15 protein-coding genes are annotated in these 21350 nt (G+C 66.4%); 10 read left to right on the top strand and 5 right to left on the bottom strand.

Annotation, left to right across the window (positions count from 1 at the left end):
* Window positions 1–23 precede the first annotated feature (23 nt).
* The 7 genes from prpB (at window position 24) to ACSYHF_RS15110 (ending at window position 8295) form a co-directional block, all read left to right on the top strand.
* The gene (gene prpB, locus ACSYHF_RS15140; RefSeq protein WP_005418360.1) at window positions 24–917 is read left to right on the top strand and encodes a methylisocitrate lyase; all 894 of its coding nucleotides are present in this window, start codon (window positions 24–26) and stop codon (window positions 915–917) included.
* Window positions 918–952: 35 nt separating this feature from the next.
* On the top strand, window positions 953–2110 hold the full coding sequence (prpC, locus tag ACSYHF_RS15135) for a bifunctional 2-methylcitrate synthase/citrate synthase (RefSeq protein ID WP_005418357.1): 1158 nt from the start codon (window positions 953–955) through the stop codon (window positions 2108–2110).
* A gap of 97 nt (window positions 2111–2207) precedes the next feature.
* Window positions 2208–4826, top strand: coding sequence for a Fe/S-dependent 2-methylisocitrate dehydratase AcnD (acnD, locus tag ACSYHF_RS15130; protein ID WP_262221072.1), 2619 nt, complete (start codon window positions 2208–2210; stop codon window positions 4824–4826).
* Window positions 4827–4926: 100 nt separating this feature from the next.
* Window positions 4927–5169, top strand: a complete 243-nt coding sequence (locus ACSYHF_RS15125; protein ID WP_065178214.1) for a type II toxin-antitoxin system ParD family antitoxin — start codon at window positions 4927–4929, stop codon at window positions 5167–5169.
* Window positions 5166–5528 (top strand): type II toxin-antitoxin system RelE/ParE family toxin, encoded by a 363-nt coding sequence (locus tag ACSYHF_RS15120; protein WP_069139389.1) that lies wholly within the window; start codon window positions 5166–5168, stop codon window positions 5526–5528. The genes ACSYHF_RS15125 and ACSYHF_RS15120 overlap by 4 nt, the downstream gene beginning before the upstream one ends.
* Window positions 5529–5531: 3 nt before the next feature.
* Window positions 5532–6710, top strand: a complete 1179-nt coding sequence (gene prpF / locus ACSYHF_RS15115) for a 2-methylaconitate cis-trans isomerase PrpF (RefSeq protein ID WP_005418353.1) — start codon at window positions 5532–5534, stop codon at window positions 6708–6710.
* Window positions 6711–6834: 124 nt separating this feature from the next.
* Window positions 6835–8295, top strand: coding sequence for a bifunctional 2-methylcitrate dehydratase/aconitate hydratase (locus ACSYHF_RS15110; RefSeq protein ID WP_111129190.1), 1461 nt, complete (start codon window positions 6835–6837; stop codon window positions 8293–8295).
* A 196-nt stretch (window positions 8296–8491) separates the two neighbouring features.
* Here ACSYHF_RS15110 and ACSYHF_RS15105 read toward each other — a convergent pair whose 3' ends face one another.
* Window positions 8492–9514, bottom strand: coding sequence for a hypothetical protein (locus tag ACSYHF_RS15105; protein ID WP_141239381.1), 1023 nt, complete (start codon window positions 9512–9514; stop codon window positions 8492–8494).
* 502 nt (window positions 9515–10016) lie between these two features.
* Between ACSYHF_RS15105 and ACSYHF_RS15100 the strand changes: the two genes are divergently transcribed.
* Entirely contained in the window at window positions 10017–14924 is a 4908-nt protein-coding gene (locus ACSYHF_RS15100) for an alpha-2-macroglobulin family protein (RefSeq protein ID WP_262221075.1), read from the top strand.
* Between the two features lie 49 nt (window positions 14925–14973).
* A complete protein-coding gene (gene pbpC, locus ACSYHF_RS15095; protein WP_262221076.1) occupies window positions 14974–17355 on the top strand; it encodes a penicillin-binding protein 1C in 2382 nt (793 codons plus the stop codon).
* A gap of 115 nt (window positions 17356–17470) precedes the next feature.
* On the opposite strand, the gene ACSYHF_RS15090 is transcribed toward pbpC, so the two are convergent.
* On the bottom strand, window positions 17471–18046 hold the full coding sequence (locus ACSYHF_RS15090; protein WP_005418343.1) for a ferritin-like domain-containing protein: 576 nt from the start codon (window positions 18044–18046) through the stop codon (window positions 17471–17473).
* Between the two features lie 29 nt (window positions 18047–18075).
* Entirely contained in the window at window positions 18076–18558 is a 483-nt protein-coding gene (locus ACSYHF_RS15085; RefSeq protein WP_005418341.1) for a peroxiredoxin, read from the bottom strand.
* A 261-nt stretch (window positions 18559–18819) separates the two neighbouring features.
* Between ACSYHF_RS15085 and ACSYHF_RS15080 the strand changes: the two genes are divergently transcribed.
* Window positions 18820–19707 (top strand): DnaJ C-terminal domain-containing protein, encoded by an 888-nt coding sequence (locus tag ACSYHF_RS15080; protein ID WP_005418339.1) that lies wholly within the window; start codon window positions 18820–18822, stop codon window positions 19705–19707.
* Between the two features lie 80 nt (window positions 19708–19787).
* On the opposite strand, the gene pilH is transcribed toward ACSYHF_RS15080, so the two are convergent.
* Window positions 19788–20159 (bottom strand): twitching motility response regulator PilH, encoded by a 372-nt coding sequence (pilH, locus tag ACSYHF_RS15075; RefSeq protein ID WP_005410644.1) that lies wholly within the window; start codon window positions 20157–20159, stop codon window positions 19788–19790.
* 88 nt (window positions 20160–20247) lie between these two features.
* Window positions 20248–21243, bottom strand: a complete 996-nt coding sequence (locus tag ACSYHF_RS15070; RefSeq protein ID WP_053498913.1) for a YhdH/YhfP family quinone oxidoreductase — start codon at window positions 21241–21243, stop codon at window positions 20248–20250.
* Window positions 21244–21350 lie beyond the last annotated feature (107 nt).

Below are 21350 nucleotides of genomic sequence, written 5' to 3'. Positions count from 1 at the left end.
CGTTCTCCAACCTGGATTGCCGCATGACCGCTTCCGCCCCTTTCTCCGCCGGTGCCCGCTTCCGTGAGGCGCTTGCTGCCGAATCGCCGCTGCAGGTGATCGGCGCCATCAACGCCAACCACGCCCTGCTGGCCAAGCGCGCCGGCTTCCGCGCCATCTATCTGTCCGGCGGCGGTGTTGCCGCGGGCTCGCTGGGCCTGCCGGACCTGGGCATCAACACCCTGGAAGACGTGCTGGTGGACGTGCGCCGCATCACCGATGTCTGCGACCTGCCGCTGATGGTGGACATCGATACCGGCTTCGGGCCGAGTGCGTTCAACATCGCGCGCACCGTGAAGTCGCTGATCAAGGCCGGCGCGGCCGCCTGCCACATCGAAGACCAGGTTGGCGCCAAGCGCTGCGGTCACCGTCCGGGCAAGGAGATCGTCTCGCAGGGTGAAATGGTCGACCGCGTGAAGGCTGCCGCCGATGCCAAGACCGATCCGGACTTCTTCCTGATCGCGCGTACCGACGCCATCCAGGTGGACGGCGTGGACAAGGCCATCGAGCGCGCCATTGCCTGTGTCGAGGCCGGTGCCGACGGTATCTTCGCCGAGGCGGCCTACGACCTGGACACCTACCGTCGCTTCGTCGACGCGGTGAAGGTGCCGGTGCTGGCCAACATCACCGAATTCGGTGCCACCCCGCTGTTCAGCCGCGATGAACTGGCTTCGGCCGGTGTTGCGATCCAGCTGTTCCCGCTGTCGGCGTTCCGAGCGGCCAACAAGGCGGCCGAGAACGTCTACCAGGCGGTGCGCCGCGATGGCCACCAGCGCAACGTGGTGGAAACCATGCAGACCCGCGAAGAACTCTACGACCGCATCGGCTACCACGCCTTCGAGCAGCAGCTCGATGCGCTGTTCGCCGCCAAGAAATAAGCAGTACCCTGCACCATCAAGTTTCGGAGGGAAACATGAACGATACGACCGCAACCCCGACCTTCAAGCCGAAGAAGTCCGTCGCCCTGTCCGGCACCGCCGCCGGCAACACCGCGCTGTGCAGCGTGGGCCGCAGTGGCAACGACCTGCATTACCGTGGCTACGACATCCTGGACCTGGCCAACACCAGCGAGTTCGAGGAAATCGCCTACCTGCTGGTGCACGGCAAGCTGCCAACCCGCGCCGAGCTGGTTTCGTACAAGGCCAAGCTGAAGTCGCTGCGTGGCATCCCGGCCGCGGTGAAGGCCGCACTGGAAGAACTTCCGCCGTCGGCACACCCGATGGACGTGATGCGCACCGGTGTGTCCGTGCTCGGCTGTGTGGCGCCGGAGAAGGATGACCACAATCATCCGGGCGCGCGCGACATTGCCGACAAGCTGATGGCCTGCCTCGGCTCGATGCTGCTGTACTGGTACCACTGGAGCCACAACGGCCGTGCCATCGACGTGGAAACCGACGATGACTCGATCGGTGGCCACTTCCTGCACCTGCTGCACGGCGAGAAGCCGCAGGACTCGTGGGTGAAGGCGATGCACACCTCGCTGATCCTGTACGCAGAACACGAGTTCAACGCCTCGACCTTCACCTGTCGTGTCATCGCCGGTACCGGCAGCGACATGTACAGCGCGATCTGCGGTGGCATCGGCGCACTGCGTGGCCCGAAGCACGGCGGCGCCAATGAAGTGGCGTTCGAAGTGCAGAAGCGCTACGACAATCCGGATGAGGCCGAGGAAGACATCAAGGCCCGCGTCGAGCGCAAGGAAGTGGTGATCGGCTTCGGCCATCCGGTCTATACCGTCTCCGATCCGCGCAACAAGGTGATCAAGGACGTGGCCCGCGAGCTGTCCGAAGAACAGTCGAGCATGAAGATGTACGATATCGCCGAGCGCCTGGAATCGGTGATGTGGGACATCAAGAAGATGTTCCCGAACCTGGACTGGTTCAGCGCCGTCAGCTACCACATGATGGGCGTGCCGACCGCGATGTTCACCCCGCTGTTCGTGATCGCGCGCACCGCCGGCTGGAGCGCGCACATCATCGAGCAGCGCATCGACGGCAAGATCATCCGCCCGAGCGCCAACTACATCGGTCCGGAAGACCGCGACTTCGTCGCCATCGACAAGCGCGTCTGATCCACCTGCTGTCCCCATCCGGCCGGCCGCGTGCCGGCCGGATGCTTTCGCCGCCGCACCGCCGGCACCCGGCCCGCCCCAAGCATTCCGCCAGCCCATGAATACCGATTACCGCAAGAACCTCCCCGGCAGCGCGCTGGACTATTTCGACGCGCGCGCCGCCGTAGATGCAATCCAGCCCGGCGCCTACGCCACCCTGCCGTACACCTCGCGCGTGCTGGCCGAGAACCTGGTGCGCCGCTGCGATCCGGCCACGCTTGGCGACTCGCTGAAGCAGTTGATCGAGCGCCGCCGCGACCTCGATTTCCCATGGTTCCCCGCGCGCGTGGTCTGCCACGACATCCTCGGCCAGACCGCACTGGTCGACCTGGCCGGCCTGCGCGATGCGATCGCCGACAAGGGCGGCGACCCGGCCAAGGTGAATCCGGTGGTGCCGGTGCAGCTGATCGTCGATCACTCGCTGGCGGTGGAGTGTGGTGGTTTCGATCCGCAGGCGTTCGAGAAGAACCGCGCGATCGAGGATCGCCGCAACGAAGACCGCTTCCACTTCATCGACTGGACCAAGCTGGCGTTCGAGAACGTGGACGTGATTCCGCCGGGCAACGGCATCATGCACCAGATCAACCTGGAGAAGATGTCGCCGGTGATCTACGTGCAGGACGGCGTAGCCTTCCCCGACACCTGCGTGGGCACCGACAGCCACACCCCGCACGTGGATGCGCTGGGCGTGATCGCGATTGGTGTGGGCGGCCTGGAAGCCGAGAACGTGATGCTCGGTCGTGCCTCGTGGATGCGACTGCCGGATATCATCGGCGTCGAGCTGACCGGCAGGCCGCAGCCGGGCATCACCGCCACCGACGTGGTGCTGGCGCTGACCGAATTCCTGCGCAAGGAGCGCGTGGTCGGCGCGTACCTTGAATTCTTCGGCGAGGGAGCGGCGGCACTGACCATCGGTGACCGCGCCACCATCTCCAACATGTGCCCCGAATACGGCGCCACCGCCGCGATGTTCTACATCGACGGGCAGACCATCGATTACCTGCGCCTGACCGGGCGCGAGGAATCGCAGGTGGCGCTGGTGGAAAACTATGCGCGCACCACCGGCCTGTGGGCTGACGACCTGGCCACCGCACAGTACGAGCGCGTGCTGCGCTTCGACCTGTCCAGCGTGGTGCGCAACATGGCCGGCCCGTCCAACCCGCACAAGCGCGTGGCGACCGCCGAGCTGGCCGAGCGCGGCATCGCCGACGAGGCCAAGCTGGCAGCGGGCAAGGCCGAGCAGGCGCAGGGCCTGATGCCGGATGGCGCGGTGATCATCGCCGCCATCACCAGCTGCACCAACACCTCCAACCCGCGCAACGTGATCGCTGCCGGCCTGCTGGCACGCAAGGCCAACGAGCGCGGCCTGCTGCGCAAGCCGTGGGTGAAGTCATCGTTGGCGCCCGGCTCGAAGGCGGTGCAGCTGTACCTGGAAGAGGCCGGCCTGCTGCCGGACCTGGAAAAGCTGGGCTTCGGCATCGTCGCCTTCGCCTGCACCACCTGCAACGGCATGAGCGGCGCGCTCGATCCGGCCATCCAGCAGGAGATCATCGACCGTGACCTGTACGCCACGGCTGTGCTGTCGGGCAACCGCAACTTCGATGGCCGCATCCACCCGTATGCGAAGCAGGCCTTCCTGGCGTCGCCGCCGCTGGTGATCGCCTATGCCATCGCCGGCACCGTGCGCTTTGACATCGAGAAGGACGTGCTGGGCGTGGACGCCGACGGCAACGAGGTGCGCCTGAAGGACATCTGGCCGAGCGACGCCGAGATCGACGCCGTGGTCAAGGCCTCGGTGAAGCCGGAGCAGTTCCGCCGCGTCTACAACCCGATGTTCAATGTGCGCGTGGAGCACGGCGCGACGGTCAGCCCGCTGTACGACTGGCGCCCGCAGAGCACCTATATCCGTCGCCCGCCGTACTGGGAGGGCGCACTGGCCGGTGAGCGCACGCTGTCGGGCATGCGCCCGCTGGCGGTGCTGCCGGACAACATCACCACCGACCACCTGTCGCCGTCCAACGCGATCCTGGCCTCCAGTGCCGCCGGTGAGTACCTGGCGAAGATGGGCCTGCCCGAAGAGGACTTCAATTCCTACGCGACCCACCGCGGCGACCACCTGACCGCGCAGCGCGCCACCTTCGCCAACCCGAAGCTGTTCAACGAGATGGTGCGCAACGACGACGGCAGCGTGAAGCAGGGTTCGCTGGCGCGCGTGGAGCCGGAAGGCAAGGTGATGCGCATGTGGGAAGCCATCGAGACCTACATGGAGCGCAAGCAGCCGCTGATCATCATTGCCGGTGCCGACTACGGCCAGGGCAGCTCGCGTGACTGGGCCGCCAAGGGCGTGCGCCTGGCTGGCGTGGAGGCGATCGTGGCCGAGGGCTTCGAGCGGATTCACCGTACCAACCTGATCGGCATGGGCGTGCTGCCGCTGGAGTTCAAGCCGGGTACCACCCGCCTGACCCTGGGCATCGATGGCACCGAGACCTTCGACGTGGTCGGCGAGCGCACCCCGCGCGCCGAGCTGACGCTGGTCATCCACCGCCGCGACGGCCAGGACGTGATCGTGCCGGTCACCTGCCGCCTGGACAGCGACGAGGAAGTGGCGATCTACGAGGCCGGTGGCGTGTTGCAGCGCTTCGCGCAGGACTTCCTGGAAGGCGCCAAGGTGGCGTGATACCGGCCTGAATGCCTGCCCCCGGAGGCCGGGGGCGGGCTTGTCCGACACCTGGGCAGGGCGCACACTGACTTGGCAAAAACTGCCAATGGAGAGTCTCATGGCCACCATGAACATTTCGCTGACTGATCCGCTCAAGCAGTTCGTGGACGAAGAAGTGCGCGAAGGCGGCTACTCCAGCACGTCGGACTATGTGCGCGACCTGATCCGCCAGCGCCAGCGCAGCAAGGCCGAAGCACTGCTCAAGCAGTTGATTGCCGAGGGGCTGTCTTCTGGTCCTTCGGCGCCTCTGGCGCCGGATCACTTCGACAAGCTCCGTGAGCGTGCTCGGAACCGCAAGTGAGACCTTCGCACTGGTCTCCTGCAGCGGTTCTAGATCTCGACCAGGCAGCAGCCTGGTATGCAGATCAGGGCGGAGAAGTGCTGGAAGTTGGCTTCATCGATGCGGTGGAGTCCGTCGTCAAGCTGATCGAGGCTCACCCGGGTGCTGGTTCCACATTGCATGCGGATCTGTTGCCCTCGCTGCCAGCGCCGTTGCGTTTTCATCCGGTTCGTCGCTTCGACGGCTACCTGGTCTACTACGTGGAGCTACCTGCGCACGTTTCCATCGTGCGCATCTGGAATGCTTCGCGGGGTATGGAAGCACTGCTCGAAGACGAGGAGCTCAACCCCGATATTGGTTCGTCGCACCCAGGATACTGATCCATGACTTTCCTCCCTCAACTCCGTATTCCCGCCACCTACATGCGCGGTGGCACCAGCAAGGGCGTGTTCTTCCGCCTGCAGGACCTGCCCGACGCCGCGCAGGTGCCGGGCGCCGCACGCGATGCGCTGCTGATGCGCGTGATCGGCTCGCCCGATCCGTATGGCAAGCAGACCGACGGCATGGGCGGCGCCACCTCCAGCACCAGTAAATGCGTGATCATTTCCACCGCGTCGGTGCCGGACCACGATGTGGACTACCTGTACGGCCAGGTCTCGATCGACACCGCCTTCGTCGACTGGAGCGGCAACTGCGGCAACCTCAGCACTGCGGTGGGTCCGTTCGCGATCGCCAACGGCCTGATCGATCCGTCCCGCGTGCCACGCGACGGCCTGTGCACCGTGCGCATCTGGCAGGCCAACATCGGCAAGACCATCATCGCCCACGTGCCGATGCGCGATGGCGAAGTGCAGGAGACCGGTGATTTCGAGCTGGATGGCGTGACCTTCCCGGCCGCCGAGATCCAGCTGGAGTTCATCGATCCGTCCGATGACGGCGATGCGGGCGCGATGTTCCCGACCGGCAACCTGGTCGACACCCTGGACGTGCCGGGCGTGGGCAGTTTCGAGGTGACCATGATCACCGCCGGCATTCCGACCATCTTCCTCAATGCGGCCGACCTGGGCTACACCGGCACCGAACTGCAGCCTGCGATCAACGAGGACAAGGGGGCGCTGGAGCGCTTCGAGAAGATCCGCGCCTACGGCGCCTTGCGCATGGGGCTGATCAAGAACCTGGAAGATGCGGCGACCCGCCAGCACACGCCGAAGGTGGCCTTCGTGGCACCGGCGCAGGACTACGTGTCGTCCAGTGGCAAGGTCATTCCGGCCTCGGCGATCGACCTGCATGCGCGTGCGTTGTCGATGGGAAAGCTGCACCACGCGATGATGGGTACCGCTGCCGTGGCGATCGGCACCGCGGCAGCGATTCCGGGCACGCTGGTCAATCGCGCTGCTGGAGGCGGCGAACGCGAAGCGGTGACCTTCGGCCATCCCTCCGGCACGTTGCGCGTGGGTGCGCAGGCCGGTCTCGTTGACGGCCAATGGACGGTGACCAAGGCCATCATGAGCCGCAGCGCCCGCGTGCTGATGGAAGGCAAGGTGCGGGTACCGGTCGAGTGATGCGTTGGTGAACGCCAACCAAGGTTGGCGACTACCGGGCCGCAGAGACCGATTGCTTTGATAGATGCCAACCTTGGTTGGCATGGTGCACGGGCAACCGTGCACCGCAACGAGGAGTTCGATAATGTCCGACAGCCACACCCCATCCAACGAGCGTGCAGCGTGGGATGCGCTGCTGGTGGGCATCGTCGACTACGTGCGCGACGCGCGCATCGACTCACCGCTGGCGTTCCAGACCGCGCACCACTGCCTGCTCGACACGCTGGGCTGCGGCCTGGAAGCGCTGTCGTTCCCGGCCTGCAGCAAACTGCTTGGTCCACTGGTGCCGGGCATCAGCGTGGTCAACGGCGCGCGCGTTCCGGGTACGCATTACGTGCTGGACCCGGTGCAGGCCGCCTTCAACATCGGCGCGATGGTGCGCTGGCTGGATTTCAACGATACCTGGCTGGCGGCCGAATGGGGGCACCCTTCGGACAACCTGGGTGGCATCCTTGCCGTCTGCGACTGGCTGGGGCGCAACGCGCAGGCTCTGCGGCGCCCACCTCCGACCGTGCGCGACGTGCTGCTGGCAATGATCAAGGCGCACGAGATCCAGGGCGTGCTGGCGCTGGAGAATTCCTTCAACCGGGTCGGGCTGGACCACGTGGTGCTGGTCAAAGTGGCCACCACCGCTGTGGTTGCGCAGCTGCTCGGCCTGGATCGCGAGCGCATGCTCAATGCGTTGTCGCTGGCCTGGGTCGATGGTCAGTCCCTGCGCACCTACCGGCACGCACCCAACACCGGCTCGCGCAAGAGCTGGGCAGCTGGCGATGCGACCAGCCGTGGCGTGCGCCTGGCGCTGATGGCGGCCAGTGGCGAGATGGGCTACCCCAGCGTGCTCAGCGCGCCGACCTGGGGCTTTGAAGCGGTGTCGATGCATGGCAAGGCACTGACGCTGGGGCGACCGCTGGGCAGCTACGTGATGGAGAACGTGCTGTTCAAGATCAGCTACCCGGCCGAGTTCCATGGCCAGACCGCAGTGGAGGCGGCCATCATGCTGCACCAGCAGTTGCGTGCGATGGGGCGGCGGGTCGAGGACATCGCGCATATCGCGATCCGGACCCAGGAAGCCTGCATCCGCATCATCGACAAGCAGGGCCCGCTGCATAACCCGGCCGACCGCGACCATTGCGTGCAGTACATGGTCGCCATCGCGCTGCTGCACGGGCGGCTGGTGGCCGAGGATTACGAGGACGACGTTGCCGCTGATCCACGCATCGATGCCCTGCGGGCGAAGATGGCCTGCCATGAGGATCCGCAACTCAGCGCCGACTACCTGGACCCGGACAAGCGCAGCATTGCCAACGGCCTGGGCGTGCGCTTCAGCGACGGTACTGAGCTGCCCGAGGTACTGGTGGAATACCCGCTCGGCCATGCCCGACGCCGGGAGGAAGGCATTCCGCTGCTGATGGACAAGTTCCGCCGGCACCTGGCCCACCGCTTCCCGACAGTCCAGCAGCAGCGCATCCTGGCGGCATCACTGGATCCGGTGGCGCTGGCGGCAATGCCGGTGACCGACTATGTGGACCTGTACCTGCCGGGGTAGCAACGCTTTGGTGGATCTGACACCACGCCTGCTTGCCGGGCATGTGGCTCGACCCGCTTTGGTAGGTGCCAACCTCGGTTGGCACGGCCGACGCCAACCAAGGTTGGCATCTACCGGGATGCTTTGGTCCGCGCTGCAGTCCGCTGAGGTTCCGCAGAGATAGTGTAATCCCGCGATAGCGATAGGCTCAGCCGGATCAGATCACATATGTGGAAAGGCATCCGTAGTCGGTTCGCACCGAGATGGCATTGTCTCCTGTCCATGCAATATGCGCGGTACGCACCACATGATCGACGGGAAAGCGTCGAATTTCCCTCATGTCTGCAAAGTCATAAAGTGCAATATGACCGCGGTGCATGACGGCCAATCGCTTGCTATCGCAGTCCAGTGCAAAGTCAGTTCGTGTCATATCAGTGAACTCCGGCCACCCGGGGCGGGATTCGCCTGTTGCCGCGTCCAGGCACAGTAGGCGCCACCGTCCATACTGTTCCAAGGCCAACAACCAGCGTCCATCCGCGCTCCACTCCATCTTGACGATCATTTCAAAATCAGCCTGATGTCGGCGCACAGTCTTGGCCTGGGCGACATCGATGTACTCGATCTCCCCCGGATTGGCACAGCAGGCAAGCATCGTGGCATCCGCTGAGAGCGTGCTCATCATCTGCTCGGAATGCCCGCCAACCATCGCAGGGGAGCGCACCAGCTGCATGATGTGCCTTCCATCGTCGAGTCTCATTACCGTTAGCTGCTCACCGTCATACCATGCGGCATGCCCGTTGGACCTTGTCAGGAAGGGCGATGACAGTATGGATGCATCGCTGATCCGCTGGGGAGGACTGCCATCTGAAGTCCAAAGGTAGATTCCAGAGTCGAATCGAATCAGGAATCCTGTCCGGTCATCCGTAGGTAGTGCCGACCAGGCAAGGTCCGTCTTGCTTGATCGCCAACCATGGATGATCTCAGTGTCTTCACCAATGAGCAGCAACATGTCGGTTGCCGCACCATGCGTGTCTTCGTCCTGGTGCTGATTGGTCGCCAGCTTCCCATTGCAACCCGCAATCATCAGGGCTCCCGTGTAGCCCCCGCCAATGTAACGATGCATGCAGGGTTCGCCTGCGGCAGCAGCAGGGTTCACGAGTACGAAGCCCTTTTTCAGCCGCGACCACTCCTGTTTGATGGCCCATTTCAGTGCCTCGTCGGGACTCGGGAAGTCTTTCAACTGTGACTTCAGCTTCCCCGGGTTTCCGGAGGTGACTTCGACGGTACCTCGGTCACATCGCGTACCCCAGACCTTACCGGTCGCTGGATCCTGAATCATACGTACTCGTGTCATTGCAATGTTCACTGCTGTCCAGAAGGCCTGATGCCGATGCTACAGCGGCGACTGAAGGCCGATTGGGAAGTCGCTCAATCGAGGGTTGAACCCGTCACTTTGGGGCGGCTTGGCCTTCTCTCCGCCGGGACATTGCGCGCCACGATTGGGGGGCGCCTGATCCCAAGCCAGACAGGTTGCCGGCATCGGCCTGTGCCTGGCGCAGCGGGGGAGGGGCGCTTGGGTAGGTGCCAACCTTGGTTGCCACGGCTATCGCCAACCAAGGTTGGCGGCTACCGGTCCAGCCGGCCGGCGGCCGGCACTACCCGCGCCCGGGCAATTGCCGAATCCGCGCCAACGCCTTGACGCGGCCTGCCTATAATGGCCACCTCGATCAAGGAGTGACGACATGAGCGGTCCGGCACGGCGGAAGCGGTGGGGATGGGCGGCGGCGGTACTGGCAGGAGGCCTGTTGCTGGGCCTGGCCGGCTGCCGCAACGACAGCGGGCAGTTGCCCAAGGCCAGTGGCGAGGCGATCACCACCAAGGCCGAGCAGGTGAAGGAATTCACCCTGCTGCGCGCCTACCCGGACCAGAAGAATGACGGCCTGTCGCTGGCGCTGGAGTTCTCGCGCCCGCTGGTCGGCACCCAGGATTTCGACACGCTGGTGCGCTTCGAGGAGAAGGTCGGTACCGAAGACAGCAGCTGGACGCTGTCCGATGACGGCCTGACCCTGCGCTACCCGTTTGTCGAGGCCGGCAAGGAGTTCAGCCTGGTGGTGTCGCCGGACCTGCTGGCCGCCGATGGCAGCCGGCTGGGCAAGGAACTGAAGCAGAAGGTGTTCAGCGGCGAGCTGAAGCCGGTGGTTGGCTTCGCCTCGCAGGGCAGCGTGCTGCCGGCCAAGGACAGCCGTGGCCTGCCGGTGGTCTCGGTGAACGTTCCGGAAGTCGACGTCGAATTCCTGCGCGTGCGCGAGAAGGATCTTCCGACCTTCTTCAGCCAGTACCAGCGCGGCGGCCGCCGTGGCAGCTGGGAGCTGAGCAGCGACTACGAGCGCAGCCCGATCAACAAGCTGGCCGAGCCGGTGTACGTCAACCGTTTCATCCTGGGGGGCAAGAAGAACGAGCGGGTGCTGACCTACCTGCCCACCCAGGACATCAAGGAACTGCAGGAGCCGGGCCTGTACTTCGCCCTGCTCAAGCGTACCGGTGACTACGAAGGCGAGTTCGACACCGCGTTCTTCTCGGTCAGCGACATCGGCCTGCACACCCGGGCCTACAAGGACAAGCTGTTCGTGCATACCGCCGGTCTCAAGGACGGCGCGCCGCTGAAGGGCATCGACCTGCGCGTGCTCGACGCCAAGGGCGAGGTGGTGCTGAAGGGCAGCACCGACGGCAATGGCAATGCGCTGCTGAACTACACCCTGGATGCCACCCACGTGCTGGTCGCCAGCAGCGGCAAGGACACCAGCTTCCTGCCGTTCAACCAGCCGGCGCTGGACCTGAGCGAATTCGCCGTGGCCGGCCGCGACAACGCATGGTTCGATGTCTATGCCTGGTCCGGCCGCGACCTGTACCGCCCGGGCGAGACCGTGCGCCTGTCCGCGCTGCTGCGTGACAACGATGGCAAGCCGGTCAAGGCGCAACCGGTGTTCCTGCGCCTGAAGCAGCCCGACGGCAAGACGTTCCGCGAGACCCGCCTGCAGCCGGGTGACCAGGGCTACATCAATTTCGAGCAGGTGATCCCCGCCGAGGCGCCGACCGGGCGCTGGCAGGTCGAGTTCCGCACCGACCCGGCCAGCAAGGAAGCGATCCAGGGCATGACCCTGCGCATCGAGGAGTTCCTGCCCGAGCGCATGAAACTGGACCTGGACAGCGCGCAGAAGACGCTGAAGCCGGGTGAGGACCTGCGCCTGCAGGCCAATGGCGCCTACCTGTATGGCGCACCGGCCGATGGCAACCGCTTCACCGCACGCATGGCGGTGGCCGCCGAACAGAAGCCGGTGGAAGGCCTGCCGGGCTATTTCTTCGGTGACCCGACCCTGCAGCTGCCGCGCGAGGCCAAGGACGTGATCGATACCCCGCTGCCGGGCAATGGCCAGCTGCGTGAGGATGTGGCGTTGCCGGAAGAGGCGGCCAAGGCCAAGGCGCCGATCGCCGTGGTGCTGTCCGGCAGCCTGTATGAAACCGGCGGCCGCACAGTCACCCGCACCCTGAAGCGGGTGATGTGGCCGGCCAATGCGCTGGTCGGCGTGCGACCGCTGTTCAACCCCGACGATGGTGCTGATTCCAACGGCAACGCACGCTTCGAACTGATGCGCGTGGATGCCGCCGGCACACCGCAGCCAGCCAAGGGCCTGAAGATCACCCTGGTGCGCGAGCTGCGCGACTACCACTGGACCTTCAACGACAACCGCTGGGACTACGACTTCACCCGCCGTTTCGAGAACAAGGAAACCCGCACCGTCGATGCCGGCAACAGCGCGGTCGCCTTTGATTTCCCGGTGGAGTGGGGCGAGTACCGGGTGGACGTGTTCGATCCGTCCACCGGCCTGACCAGCCGCTATCCGTTCCGTGCCGGCTGGAGCTGGGGCGATGACAACCGTGGCCTGGATGCGCGCCCGGACAAGGTCAAGCTGGGCCTGGACAAGACCGGTTACAAGGCCGGTGACACCCTGGAGGTGACGGTGACCCCGCCGCACGCCGGCAAGGGCATCCTGATGGTCGAGACCGACCGCATGCTGTATGTGCAGGACATCGAGGCCAAGCCGGGTTCGACCTTCAAGATCCCGGTCACCGCCGACTGGGAGCGCCACGACGTCTACATCACCGCGCTGGTGTTCCGTGGCGGCAGTGCGCCGAGCAAGATCACCCCGGCCCGCGCGGTAGGCGTGGTGCATGTGCCGATGGACCGCAAGGGCCGCACGGTGGCCGTAGGCCTGGTCGCGCCCAAGCAGATGCGCCCGGAGCAGGACCTGCCGGTAACCGTCAGTGCGCCGCAGCTGGCCGGCAAGACCGCGCACGTCACCGTTTCGGCGGTGGACGTGGGCATCCTCAACATCACCCGCTTCCCGGTGCCCGATGCCGGTGCACACTTCTTTGCCCAGCGTCGCCTCGGTATCGATGCCTACGACATCTACAGCCGGGTGATCGAGAGCTTCGATGGTGGCAGCGGCAAGCTGAAGTTCGGCGGCGACATGGCGCTGCAGGCATTGCCGCAGGCCAAGCGCCCGACCGCGCGCGTGCAGACCGTGGACCTGTTCTCCGGCCCGGTACAGCTCGATGCCAAGGGCAATGCCCGCATCCGGCTGAAAGTGCCGGACTTCAACGGCACCCTGCGCGTGTCGGCGCTGGTCTACAGCGATGACCAGTACGGCAAGCGTGACGTGGAAACCATTGTGCGCGCCCCGATCCTGGCCGAAGCCAGCATGCCGCGCGTGCTGGCCTCGGGCGACCGCAGCACCGTGACCCTGGACGTGCAGAACTTCACCGGCAAGCCGGGGCAGTTCAACGTGAAGGTGGAGAGCGAAGGCCCGTTGAACCTGGGCGAGGGCAGCCGCAGCGTGCAGTTGAATGCCGACGCCAAGACCACGCTGAGCTTCCCATTGTCGGCTCGCGAGGGCCACAGCGTGGCCAAGGTGCGGGTGCGGGTGGACGGCAACGGCTTCAAGGCTGATCGCCGCTACGACCTGCCGGTGCGTGCGGCGTGGCCGCAGGTGCTGCGTTCGCAGGTGCGCACGCTCGATCCGCTGGCCGCGGTCAGCCTCGACAACAGCCTGACCGAGGGCCTGATGTCCGAGTCGGTGAATGCCCGCCTGCTGGTCAGCCCGCTGCCGCCGATCCCGTTCGCCAGTGCACTGCAGGGCGCGCTGAACTATCCATATGGCTGCGCCGAGCAGACCACCAGCAAGGGTTACGCCGCGCTGATCCTGGACCAGGCCACCTCGTCGATGCTCGGCGCCGATGGCCTGGATGCCAAGACCCGTAGAGAGCGCATGGAAGGTGCGTTCGGTCGCCTGGCGTCGATGCAGGTGGCCAACGGCAACTTCTCGATGTGGGGTGACGACGGCTACGTGAACCCGTGGCTGACGCCGTACATCACCGAGTTCCTGCTCGACGCCAAGGACGCCGGTTTTGCGGTGCCCGACAACGTGCTGCAGAAGGCGCTCAACCGGCTCAGCGAGGATCTGCTGTCCGGCGGCAATCAGTTCTATGGCCAGGAGGATCGCGAGAAGCTGAAGTTCGCCAACCAGGCGTATTCGGGCTACGTGCTGGCCCGGGTCAATCGTGCACCGCTGGGTACCCTGCGCACGCTGTACGACAACGAACGCAGCAAGGCGGTCGGTGGCCTGTCGCTGGTCCACCTGGGCGTGGCGCTGTCGCTGCAGGGTGATGCCAAGCGTGGCCAGGCCGCGCTGGCGGCGGCCTTCGCCAAGTCCAGCAGCGAACGTCCGTCGTACTTCGGCGACTACGGCAGTGCGATCCGCGATGATGCACTGATGATCGCGCTGACCCACGAGAACAAGCTGGCCAAGCCCGCCTGGGATGCGCGTGCGGTGGATCTTGGCCGTGGCCTGGATGCGCGCCGCAATGCCGGCTGGATGTGGCTGAGCACGCAGGAACAGGTGGCGATTGCCCGCCTCGGCAAGGCCCTGGCCGCCAACCAGAAGGCGCTGGTGGCCGGTGAGCTGGTGATCGGTGGCAGCACCGAAGCCATCGGCGAGCGCAAGCTGTTCGGCCGCAACTTCAGCGCCAGCGAGCTGGCCAGCGGCGTGCGCTTCACCCCGCAGGGGCAGCCGCCGATGTTCGCCAGCATTGATGTGGCCGGCATCCCGCGCAGTGCGCCCGCACCGGACAACAGCGTAGTGGGTATTGAACGTAGCTACTTCGGTACCGATGGCAAGCCGTGGTCGCCGCGCCCGCTGAAGGAAGGCGAAGCGCTGATCGTGCGCGTCACCGTCACCGCCGACACCACGATGCCCGATGCACTGCTGACCGACCTGCTGCCGGCGGGCCTGGAGATCGAGAACTTCAACCTGGGCGATGCCAAGCAGTGGGCCGACGTGGTGGTCGATGGCATCACCATCAGCGACCGTGGTGAGGCCGCCGATACCAAGCACGAGGAGTTCCGCGACGACCGCTACGTGGCCGCGCTGAAGCTCTCGCGTGGCAGCAAGGCCAACGTGTTCTACCTGGTCCGCGCGGTGACGCCGGGAACCTACTCGGTGCCGCCGCCGCTGGTGGAGGACATGTACCGGCCGCAGCTGCGCGGCGTCGGCCGCAGCAACCCGACCACGATCACGGTGGTACAGCCGTGACCGCGCGGACGGGCCGCGACGGCGCGGCCCGTCCTGCTGGCAACCCGCAATGAAGAACACGATGACGAACCGGCTGGCGGCCCTGCGCCGCCGGTGGCGGCCGCTGTGGCCATGGCTGCGCTGGGGCATGGCCGCTACGCTGGCGCTGCTGCTGGTGCTGGATTTCGCCTTCCCGCCGCCGCTGCCGAAGCAGCGTGATACCAGCACCCTGGTGGTGGCTGCCGACGGCACGCCATTGCGCGCGTTTGCCGATGCCGAGGGCGTGTGGCGCTATCCAGCCTCGATCGACAGCGTCTCACCGCTGTACCTGCAGGCGTTGCTGACCTATGAAGACCGCTGGTTCTGGCGCCATCCGGGCATCAACCCGCTGGCGATCCTGCGGGCCAGCGGCCAGCTGCTGCGCGGCGGCCGCATCGTGTCCGGCGGTTCGACCCTGACCATGCAGGTCGCGCGCATTCTCGATCCGCACTCACGCACCCCGTGGGGCAAGCTGAAGCAGATGCTGCGTGCGGTGCAGCTTGAGGTGCACCTGAGCAAGCAGCAGATCCTGGCCCTGTACCTGGAGCGTGCACCCTACGGCGGCACCATCGAAGGCGTGGAAGCGGCCAGCTGGGCCTATCTGGGCAAGCCGGCGGCGCAGCTGTCGCATGCCGAGGCTGCGCTGCTGGCGGTGCTGCCACAGGCGCCCAGCCGGCTGCGCCCGGACCGCCATCCGGAAGCTGCGCAGAAGGCGCGCGACAAGGTGCTGTCACGCATGGCCGAGCTGGGCGCGTGGACACCGGAAGAAGTGGAGGATGCGCGCGTCGAGAACGTGGTGGCGCGTTCGCTACGCCCTCCCTTGCACGCCGCGCTGCTGGCGCAGCGCCTGCACTCGGCGCATCCGGGCCAGGCACGCATCCAGAGCAGCATCGACATCGGCCTGCAGCGCACGCTGGAAGAGCGCGTGGCCAGCTATTTCTCGACGCTGCCCGAGCGTACCTCGGCGGCCCTGCTGGTGGTCGACAACCGGACCCTGCAGGCACGCGCCTATGTCGGTACATTGTCCTTCGGTGACCGCCAGCGGCTGGGTCACGTGGACATGGTGCAGGCCTGGCGTTCGCCAGGCTCCACGCTCAAGCCGTTCCTGTACGCGATGGCGCTGGACGATGGCCTGATCCATTCGGAAAGCCTGCTGGTCGATGCACCGCAGAGTTTCGGCAGCTACCGCCCCGGCAACTTCGACATGGCCTTCAATGGGCCCATCGGTGCCTCCAGCGCATTGCGGCTGTCGCTCAACGTGCCGTCGGTGGATCTGCTGCAGCGGGTCGGCGCGGCGCGCTTCGCTGCCCGCCTGTCGCACGCCGGGATCCAGCTGCGCTTCCCGCCGGGCAGTTCGCCCAACCTGTCGCTGATCCTGGGCGGCACCGGCGCGCGTCTGGAAGACCTGGTCGGCGCGTTCGCCGCCTTCAACCGGAGCGGTATCGCCGGCCGCGTGCGTTACACCGACGACGAGCCGATGATCGAGCGGCGCCTGGCCTCGCCGGGCGCCAGCTGGATCGTGCGCGAGATGCTCGAATCAAACCCGCGCCCGGGATACAGCGCCGGGACGTTCGATGTCGGTGGCCGCCCGCGCGTGGCGTGGAAGACCGGCACCAGTTACGGGTACCGCGATGCATGGGCGATCGGCAGTACCCGCCACTACACGGTGGGCGTGTGGGTGGGCCGGCCGGACGGTACTCCGTTGCCGGGCCAGTACGGCGCGGTCACCGCGCTGCCGCTGATGTTCGAAGTGGTGGACAGCCTGCCGCGCCAGCGTGGTGATTCGGCGGCCGCGCCGATGCCGGCCAGTGTCAGCCAGGAAGACATCTGCTGGCCCACTGGCGAACGTGCCGAGGGACTGCCGGCCGCACTGTGCCAGCGGCGGATGCCAGCCTACCTGCTCGATGGCGCCGCACCGCCGACCTTCCCCGAACGCGAGGCGCGGCGCTGGCAGCCGGGCCGGCAGCGTTACCCGGCCGATGCCCGCAGCGGACTGCGCGTGTCTGCCGATTGCCGCTTGCCGCACGAAGAAGTCGCCCGCGAGATCGCGCGCTGGCCGGCGTTGCTGTCACCGTGGCTGCCCAAGGCCACGCGCGAGGCTTCGCAGTTGCCGGGACTGTCGCCAGACTGCCGCGACGACGGGCGCGAGGCCAGCGTCGCGCTGCATGTGGACGGGCTCAATGACGGCGCCACGCTGGCGCGCGCGCCTAATTCGGAACACGGCGTGCGCCTGCAGCTGCGCGCGCTGGGCAGCGAGCAGGCGGTGGACTGGTTGCTGGACGGCCGCTGGATCGCGCAGACCCACGGCGCGCAGTTGATGCAGCGCGAGTTCGCCGATCCCGGTGCGCATACCCTGACCGCCTTGGCCGCAGACGGCGCGTGGACGCAGGTACGGTTCACTGTCCTCCGGTAGGCGCCGGGCCATGCGCGGCGCGCGGTCCAGCGCCAACGACACCGCCGTGCTCTGGTAGGTGCCAACCTTGGTTGGCACGCGGCAAAGGCGCCCACCAAGGTGGGCATCTACCGGATCACTCCCCGATCCAACCATCCAGCAGATCGGCGAACTCGTCGGCGTGTTCCTCTTCCTGTGCCAGGATCTCTTCGAGGATGCGCTTGGTGGTGGTATCGCGGTCGCCGATGAAGTTGATCATCTCGCGGTAGCTGTCGATGGCGATGCGTTCGGCCACCAGGTTCTCGCGGACCATGTCGCGCAGGTCGCTGCCTTCCTTGTATTCGGCATGCGAGCGCGCGGTCAGCGTATCCGGGTTGAAGTCGGGCTCGCCGCCGAGCTGCACGATGCGCTCGGCCAGCTTGCCGGCATGCGCCTGTTCCTGCTGTGCATGTTCAAGGAATTCAGCTTTCACCGCGTCGGCCAGCATGCCCTTGGCCATGAAGTAGTGCCGGTAGTAGCGCAGCACGCACACGTACTCGGTGGCCAGTGCGTCGTTGAGCAGCTTGATCACCACCTTGCGGTCGGCGCTGTAGCTGTCGGTGATCGCACCATCCTCGATGTTGCGCCGGGCACGCTCGCGCAGGGCCGTGCGCTCGCTGATGCCGGGAATCTGCGCGGTGGGCTTGGGGGCTTTGGCTGGCTTGCTGGACATGGCTGGCCGTTTCCTCTTGCGGTGGGAGATCAGGTGGGCAGGTGCTCCAGCACGTAGTCGGCCGAAGACACTTCGAATTGACCGGGCTGTTCAACCCAGGCGGCGCGGACCACGCCGTCGACCACGAACAGGGCGAAACGGCGCGAGCGGATGCCCATGCCCGAGGCACTGGCGTCGAGCTCCAGGCCGAGCGCACGGGTCAGTTCGGCATTGCCGTCGGACAGCATCAGCAGGCCGTCGGGCACGTGCTGATCGGCGGCCCAGGCCTTCATCACGAACGGGTCGTTGACGGCCATGCAGTAGACATCGATGCCGCGCTGGCGGAAGGCCTCGAATTTCTCGACGTAGCCGGGCAGGTGGCGGGCCGAGCACGTCGGCGTGAACGCGCCGGGCACGGCGAACAGCACCACCTTGCGCGCGTCGAACAGCGAATGCGTATCGAGCGTTTCAATGCCCTCGCGGATGCGCTTGAGGGTGACTTCCGGAATGCGGTCGCCGACATGGATGGTCATGGGGAACTCCTTGCTGGGGCAGCGTAGTGGGCCGGATGGGACAGGGACGTCAAGACATTGGAAAACCGGCGTGCAGGGCCCATCTTCAGGCTTTGCGGAGCGGGCTTCCAGCCATAGCCTGGGGCAGGGCGATGGCAACCGCATTGCGCAGGATCAGTCGGCCTCACCGGGGCCGCACGAGCGACGGCGTAGCATCGCCGGCGCGTAGAATGAACCCGGGGCGGCGCCACCGGCGCGGCCGAAGCAGATCGAGGTAGCTGGATGGAATTCAAGGATTACTACGCCACCCTGGGGGTGGAACCGAGCGCGGGCGAGGCGGAGATCAAGACCGCCTACCGCCGGCTGGCACGCAAGTACCACCCGGACGTCAGCAAGGAGGCCGGGGCCGAAGACAAGTTCAAGGCGGTCAACGAGGCCTATGAGGCGCTGCGCGACCCGGAAAAGCGTGCAGCCTACGACCAGCTGCGCGCGCAGGGCTATCGCCCGGGCGAGGAGTTCAACGTGCCGCCGAACTACGGCGGCGCCGGTGGTTTCAACTTCGAGGAAGTGTTCGGGGGTGGTGGCGCCAACGGCGGCTTCAGCGACTTCTTCGAAAGCCTGTTCGCGCGCCAGCGCGGCGGTGCCGGCCCTGGCCCGGGATTCAGCAGCCAGGGCCATGCGCCCAACCGCGACACCCGCGCCAAGCTGTCGGTACCGCTGGAAGCGGCCTACAGCGGCGACAGCCTGCGCATCACCGTCAACGGCAAGCAGCTGGACGTGCGCGTGCCCAAGGGCATCCGTCCGGGCCAGGTGATCCGCCTGGCGGGGCAGGGCAACCATGGCGGCAACCTGCTGCTGGAAGTGGAGTACGCCGCACACCCGCAGTTCGAGGTCGATGGCCGCAACATCCTCTACACCCTGCCGGTCACGCCGTGGCAGGCCGCGCTGGGCACCAGCATCAGCGTGCCGACCCTGGGCGGCGCGGTGGAACTGAAGATCCCGGCCGACTCCGATGCCGGGCGCAAGCTGCGCCTGCGCGGGCGTGGCCTGCCGGGCAATCCGGATGGCGACCAGATCGTCGAGATCGAGATCGTGGCCCCGGCCGCGACCGACGAGGCGCAGAAGAAGGCCTACCGGAACCTGGCCAAGGCGTTTGGCGAGACGATCTGAGCACGCCTTCCGGTAGTGCCGGCCGCTGGCCGGCAATCACACATCATTGCCGGCCAGCGGCCGGCACTACCGCGCGCGTCTCAGCCCTGCCCGGCGAACACGCGCTCCAGCACTTCGGACAGCTCGTCTTCCGAGAACGGCTTGGTGATGTAGGCCTTGGCGCCTTGGCGCATGCCCCACATGCGGTCGGTGTCCTGGTCCTTGGTGGTCACCAGGATCACTGGAATATGCCGGGTTGCCTCGTCGCGGGCGAGGGTGCGGGTGGCCTGGAAGCCGTTGAGATTGGGCATCACCACGTCCATCAGGACCAGGTCGGGCAGCTCGGCCTTGGCGGTTTCGACCCCGGCGGCGCCATCGGTGGCGGTCAGGATCTGGTGCCCGAGCTTCTCGACGATGCGCTGTATCCCCAACAGCTGCGACGGTGAGTCGTCGACGATCAGAATGCGTGCCATGTTGTTCCCCATGTAATGCCCGCAGTGTAGTGCGGGCTCATTACCGGCGGGAGGGGCGCATCTGCCGTCCGTCGCCTGCCTGCTACGTTCAGTCGATCCGCACCACGGTGCGGCCCAGCGAGCCGCCCGCCAGCATCCGCTCGAACACGGCCGGCAGGCCATCAAGGCCAACCTCGGCGGTACAGATGCGGTCCAGGTGCTGCGGTTTCCATTCGTTGCCCAGCCGCGCCCAGACATCCTCGCGCAGCCCGCGTGGCGCATTGGCCGAGGACACGCCCAGCAGCGACACGCCACGCAGGATGAACGGCATCACGGTCATGTCCAGCGCCGGGCTGGCCGCCAGGCCGGCACTGACCACGCTGCCGTAGGGCGCGGTCTGCGCCAGCAGGCTGGCGAGCATGGCGCCGCCGGCATTGTCCAGGCCCCCACCGAAACGCGCCGATTGCAGCGGGCCGGTGTCGGCCAGGGCCTCACGCGGCAGCACCTCGGTGGCGCCGATGGCGTGCAGGAAACCGGTCTGGTCGGGTTTGCCGCTGATCGCATGCACCGTGTAGCCGGCGCGGCTGAAGATCGACAGTGCCAGCGCGCCGACGCCGCCACTGGCGCCGGTGACCGCCAGCGGTCCAAGTTCCGGGCTCTGCCGGTTGTCCTGCATGCGCAGCAGCGCCAACGCCGCGGTGAAGCCGGCGGTGCCCAGCACCATCGCCTCGCGTGGGCTCAGCCCGGCCGGCTGGGCGATCACCGCACGCGATTCCAGCCGCACATACTGGCTGTAGCCGCCGTCGCGGGTCTCGCTGAGGCCGCAGCCGGTGGCCAGCACCGCGTCGCCTTCACGCCATTCCGGATCGGTGCTGGCGACCACGGTGCCGGCTACGTCGATGCCCCCCACCAGCGGGAAGCGGCGCAGGATCTTTCCCTTGCCGGTGCCGGCCAGGGCGTCCTTGTAGTTGACCGAGGACCAGTTGGCGCGGATCAGAACCTGGCCGGGGCTGAGGTCTTCGACCTTGAGCTGGGCCAGGCCGCTGCGGTAACCGGCGTCGTCGTTTTCGATGCGGAAGGCGGTGAACGGGGTGGTGGGGGCCATCGGCATTGCCTGACTTCGAGGAAAACGCCACCTTACCCCGTTGCCCCCCTTTCGATCCTGCCGATCCGCCCCATCTTGTATGATCGGTAATGGTTTCACGGCTGGCG

The organism is Stenotrophomonas maltophilia group sp. P373 (assembly GCF_053295075.1).
The sequence above is the reverse complement of the archived record's forward strand: the minus strand, read 5'-3'. Positions and strand labels throughout refer to the sequence as shown.